5 protein-coding genes are annotated in these 5,148 nt (G+C 57.8%); all 5 read right to left on the bottom strand.

Annotated elements, in window-relative coordinates; all coding sequences use genetic code 11:
* Window positions 1–486: permease prefix domain 1-containing protein (locus VMU57_RS15660; RefSeq protein ID WP_325385065.1), on the bottom strand; the 486-nt coding region annotated here is incomplete at its 3' end.
* A gap of 2 nt (window positions 487–488) precedes the next feature.
* Complete coding sequence (locus VMU57_RS15655) at window positions 489–854, bottom strand: PadR family transcriptional regulator (RefSeq protein ID WP_325385064.1); 366 nt, start codon at window positions 852–854, stop codon at window positions 489–491.
* Between the two features lie 246 nt (window positions 855–1,100).
* Entirely contained in the window at window positions 1,101–3,767 is a 2,667-nt protein-coding gene (locus tag VMU57_RS15650) for an ABC transporter permease (RefSeq protein WP_325385062.1), read from the bottom strand.
* The gene (locus tag VMU57_RS15645) at window positions 3,764–4,111 is read right to left on the bottom strand and encodes a PadR family transcriptional regulator (RefSeq protein WP_325385060.1); all 348 of its coding nucleotides are present in this window, start codon (window positions 4,109–4,111) and stop codon (window positions 3,764–3,766) included. The genes VMU57_RS15650 and VMU57_RS15645 overlap by 4 nt, the downstream gene beginning before the upstream one ends.
* A gap of 607 nt (window positions 4,112–4,718) precedes the next feature.
* Window positions 4,719–5,148 (bottom strand): FtsX-like permease family protein (locus tag VMU57_RS15640; RefSeq protein WP_325385058.1); only part of this gene is annotated, 430 nt, incomplete at its 5' end.

Here is a 5,148-nt window from a genome sequence, read left to right as displayed (position 1 = left end):
ATAGCCGCTGCTGTTGTAGATCGCGAGCGAGCGGAACGACTTGTTCTGCGCCTGCCAATCCAGGAAATCGGGATACGAGAGCGGCCAGCCCGGTAACGCACCGGCATTTTCATTCACAGACATTATCCGGTCAGGATTCGCATAGGGGAGCGGCTCCAGAAGGGCGGCATTCACGAATGCAAAGATTGCGACGCTGGCACCAATACCGAGGGCGAGCACAAGAATTGCCACGAAGGTAAAGCTTGGATTTCTGGTGAGCTGGCGAACCGCGAAATTGATATCGCGGAGCAGATCGGCAAACCATGCGATGTGGCCTTTGAGATAGAAGCGCTCCTGCGCTCTTTGTACGTTGCCGAATCCAACTTTTGCTCTGCGGCGTGCTTCGTCTTCATTTAGGCCTTCGCTCTGCAGTTCATCAGCTTCGAGTGCGAGATGCGATTGGATCTCCGCGGCAAAATCATCCGTGCTTCGTCTGCGTCTAAACATGATCAGACCTCCTCGCTGCTTGGATCTCCATCAAGGATCAGGCCCATTGCTCTCGTCAATCGCTGCCATTCGCTGGTTTTCTCTGTGAGCTGTTGGCGTCCCTTCGCTGTCAGCGAATAAAAGCGCGCTTTACGGTTGTTATCGCTGACGCCCCATTTCGCGCTGATCCATCTCTTGTCTTCGAGACGCTGCAGCGCAAGATAGAGCGAACCATGGTCAACGAAAAACACCTCTTCCGACTGGCGTTGTATCGAACGCGCTACGCCTTGCCCGTGCCGCGGCCCAAACAGAAGGATCTTGAGAATGAGCAAGTCGAGCGTGCCCTGGAGGAGGGCAATGCGATCGCCGGTATTGTCTTGGGCAGGCATCCGACCCAAAGCATTTCACTCTCCCGGGTCGAATGTCAACAGGAATCGGAAGAAGCGGATTGAAATAAGGCCTAAAGGAGAGGCCCCTCACGGGTGAGGATGAGTGCATTGGCCTGAAGTCGTCAAGTCATCTCATAGCAGATTTGCTGGTCGTTGCATGTCCGGCTCGAGTAATCGATGCTGTGTGGCCGGCTGGAATCATGAACACGGCACTGCATGTGGCCACAGCCTTACTTTGATAAACGGTTATTCACTCCGTAGCGCGTCCATCGGGTCAACGCGGGCCGCTCTCCGCGCCGGCCACCACGCTGCACATAGTCCTGTCAGCAGAAGCACCGCCGAGGCTGCCGCCAGCGTCAGCGGATCTCGTGGCTTGACGCCAAATAGTAAGCTGCCAACAAGTTTCGCGCCAAGGAGCGAGGCGGCGATTCCGATGACAAGGCCGATCCCCACCAGCACCCCCGCATCCCTGAGGACCATTCCCGCGATATCTTGGCGCCGCGCTCCAAGAGCCATGCGCACGCCGATCTCGCGCTTCTGACGTTGTACGTTGTACGACATCACTCCGTATAGCCCTGCCGCGCCAAGCACCAGCGAGATGAGCCCAAACCCGCAGAGCAAAATCATGCTGAACCGCTGCTGCGCCACCGACGCGCTGATGACTTCATTCATCGGTTCTACGGAGAGCAACGGCGCATGCGAATTCTCCATAAAGATGCGGCGAATCGCAGGCAGCACATCCACGCGCGCCGATTCAGTTCGCACGACCCAACTTTCTCCGAGCAACCCATTCGCCATTCTGGTCTCCAGATCCGGGATTTGCTCTGCCGGAAGATACATGATGCCCGGGGCAGGCTGGTCCAGGCCCACCTGCTTCACGTTGCCGACTACGCCAACAATCTCTCGCACCGGATCTTCGAAGCCTGGCCCCATGAATTTGCCGATAAGGACACGCTGGCCTACAGGATTCTCGTTCCGAAAGTACGTTTCTGCAAACTGTTGGTTCACGATCAGCACCGGCAGTGATCCGTTCGTGTCCGCCCCCGTAAACGCGCGCCCCGCCATGATCGGAATCCCCAGGGTTCTGAAGAAGCCCGCAGTGATCGGAATATATTTCTCGTCTCCCTTCGCGTCGCTCCGGTTCGAGGGACGTCCGACAATATCAAATGGCAAATCCGGGACGAGCTGGGTAGGAAGGGTGCTGGCTGCGGCGACCGATGTCACTCCAGGCAATGCTTCGATTCGGGACTTGAGTTCGTTCAGCCGCAGGCCAAGAGATGCGCTGGTGGCGGCTTGCTGATCGGTGAAACTGTTCTTAAATGTCAGCACGTCCCGGGTAACGAATCCGGGCGGCGTGTGGATGATCTTCCAGAAAGTGGTCAGCAACAGGGCCGCGCCGACCAAGAGCACGAGCGAAACCGCCACCTCGCTGACGACCAACACTTTTTGCGTAAGATGTCTTCCTGCGGCAATCCGTGTTGTATTCAACTGCAGAGTTTCGTTCAGCCGGACCCGTCTCGTTTCCAGAGCAGGAACCAGACTGAAGAGGAGCACGCAACCCAGTGTCAGCACAGCCGCAAACGCGAGCGCCGGTCCTCCAATCCCAAGCGAAGCAAACTGTGGAATCTGAAGTGGACTGAGGTGCATCAGCACCGGAGCCCCTATCCAGGCGAGTGCTATGCCTGTTACGCCTCCAAGTATGCAGAGGGATGCATTCTCGACGAGCAACTGGCGGAGCATGCGCCAGCTTGTCGCGCCTAGCGCTACGCGTATGCTCATCTCCCTTCGTCTCGACACAGCGCGGGTGAGCAAAAGGCTTAGGATGTTGGCCGCAACAATCAGAAACAGGAGCCCAACCGCACCCATCAGGATGCGCAGTGCCGGGCGCAGGTCGCCTGTAAATGAGTCGTGCAAGTCCTCCACGCGCACCCCTTCGTATCGGTCCCACAAATCCGGATACGTCGTCTTCAGCTCCAGCAGTACCCCCCGCAGGTCCGCCGTCGCGGCGGATTCGGTCACTCCGGATTTGAGTCTCGCGACGACATTGTAGTTGTTGCTTTGGTCTCCCGGGCTCTCGGTGATGGCTAGAGGGATCCACGCGTCCGCCTTCGTATCCAGCGCAAACTGGCGATTGGCAACGCCGACGACCGTGTAGCTCCGGTTACCGAGAGAGAGGGCCTTGCCGACAATTTCCGGATCGCCGCCGAACTGATGTCTCCACAGGGCATCACTCAACACCACGACTGCGGGGGCATTGAGGACCATGTCTTCAGTGCGGAAGCCCCGCCCCATCGCAGGTTCCATCTCGAATACGCGGAAGAAATCCGATGTGACGCGCAGAACGCTGATTGGAACGGCGCCGTCTCCCTGGACGAGATTTGCGTGCGACGGCACGTAATCGTAAGCAGCCATTGCGGTGAAAGCATGACTCGCCCGCTGGAAAAAGAGAGCCTTAGTTCCCGAGTACGCCGGCACCGTTGTGCCGCCGGAGTAGCTCCGTTCGATACGGACCAACTGCCGAGGACTCGGGAAGGGCAGCGGCTTCAGCAACACGCCATAGAGTACAAGGAAGACGGCCAGGTTCGCACCGATCCCCAACGCGAGTGTCAGTACGGCTGCCGCGGTGAACCCACGGGACTTGCGCAGGAGACGGATGCCGTAACGAAAGTCCTGCAACACCCCTTCGACGAAGGGCAATCCCTCTTCAGCGTGGTAGCTCTCCCGGACCGATCCCACCGCGCCAAATTTCAGCAAAGCCTGACGGTGGGCTTCCGCAGGCGCCATGCCGGCACGGAGGTTCTCTTCCGTCTGCAAAGTCACATGCTCTTCCATCTCTTCGCGCAGCCGCTGATCGCCGCGCTGTCCACTCGATAAATTCCAAAGACGCGAGAAGAATCGATTCAGGGCTCTCATGACAGGTCCTCGGCTTTTATTTCAAAGAACCGGGCAATGATCGCTATCGTCTGCTCCCAATCGCGCTTCTCAGTCTCCAGGAGCTTCTGTCCGGCTCGGGTTAGCCGGTAAAACCTCGCCCTGCGATTGTTCTCGGAAGGCCCCCAATCGGACGCAACGGCACCCTCCTGTTCGAGGCGCAGCAGCACCGGATAAAGAGTTCCTTGATTGACGCAAAGCAGGTCACGGCTGATCTGCTCGATGCGCCGCGCAATTCCGTACCCGTGCAACGGTCCGAGCACCTCGATAGTTTTCAAGACCATAAGGGCGAGCGTTCCCTGCTGGACATCCTTCTTCTGCTTCATCCGGCTTCATCCCGTATTGCGAACGTTTGGCTTACCAACAGGAGAATGCCACATCTCCATTGGGAAAGCAACAGGGAAACAGAGGGCCATCCTAATTGCGGGCGAGGTGCTACCGCATGCACGGGGACCTGAACGAGCCCATAATCGCCGAGTCACTCAACGAGCGCTCTGGGAAGACGGCATTCTGAAGGCTTGGTTCGCTGGACCTGATCGAGACGAGTGAGAAAAGGAGATGCGCGGGGCCAGCAAAAATTGGCATGAGGCTACTGCGGGAAAGTGGGTCCTAAAATCACTCGGACTAGAGAGTCTATCATATGAGAAGGCGTGTGATTTCGGACCACCACGAATGCGGATGGAAGCGTGGCGATGCGGCGATGATGCACTGAACAAGGAAGGCGAATTCCTGACGCCTTCCGTTGGTCGGCAATCAGCTTTCCTGCTGAAGTGGCCAAAACAACCTTGACTTGCCCGGTCCTCTCATGGAAGTACCCCCATTCCGTTAGGACGCCACGAGGTGCCCCGTTCAGGGTTCAATGAGCAACTCGTCTGTTATTCCCAACTGAAAACCGGTGACACTGTGCAACTCAGGCATAATTCACATTGGTCTCTATTCATGCCGCAACGCCATCTGCGGTTCCACGGTAGCCGCTCGCCGTGCCGGAACCCAGCAGGCAACCAGGGTCACGGTCGTCAAAAACGCGGGCACTACCGTAAACGTCACCCAATCACTGGGCGCAATTCCATACAAGGCCCGCGTCGCAACCTTCGCTGCCACCAGTGCTAATGGAAGTCCGATTCCCAGAGCAATGCAGGAGAGCAACATCCCTTGCCGCACCACCAGCCGCTGGACTCCGTTCCGTGTTGCGCCCAGCGCCAGCCGAATCCCTATTTCACGCGTCCTGCTGCTTACTGAATAACTCATCACCCCATACAGCCCCACCGCCGCCAGCAGCAATCCCGCAAACCCGAAGATGCCAAAGACGGTAGCCGCTACCCGAGGCAGGATCAACGCATCGCTCAAGTGCTCCTCCATCGTC

It is taken from the genome of Edaphobacter sp. (assembly GCF_035532915.1).
Taxonomy (GTDB): Bacteria; Acidobacteriota; Terriglobia; order Terriglobales; family Acidobacteriaceae; genus Edaphobacter.
This window is presented reverse-complemented; position numbering and strand designations above follow the sequence as displayed.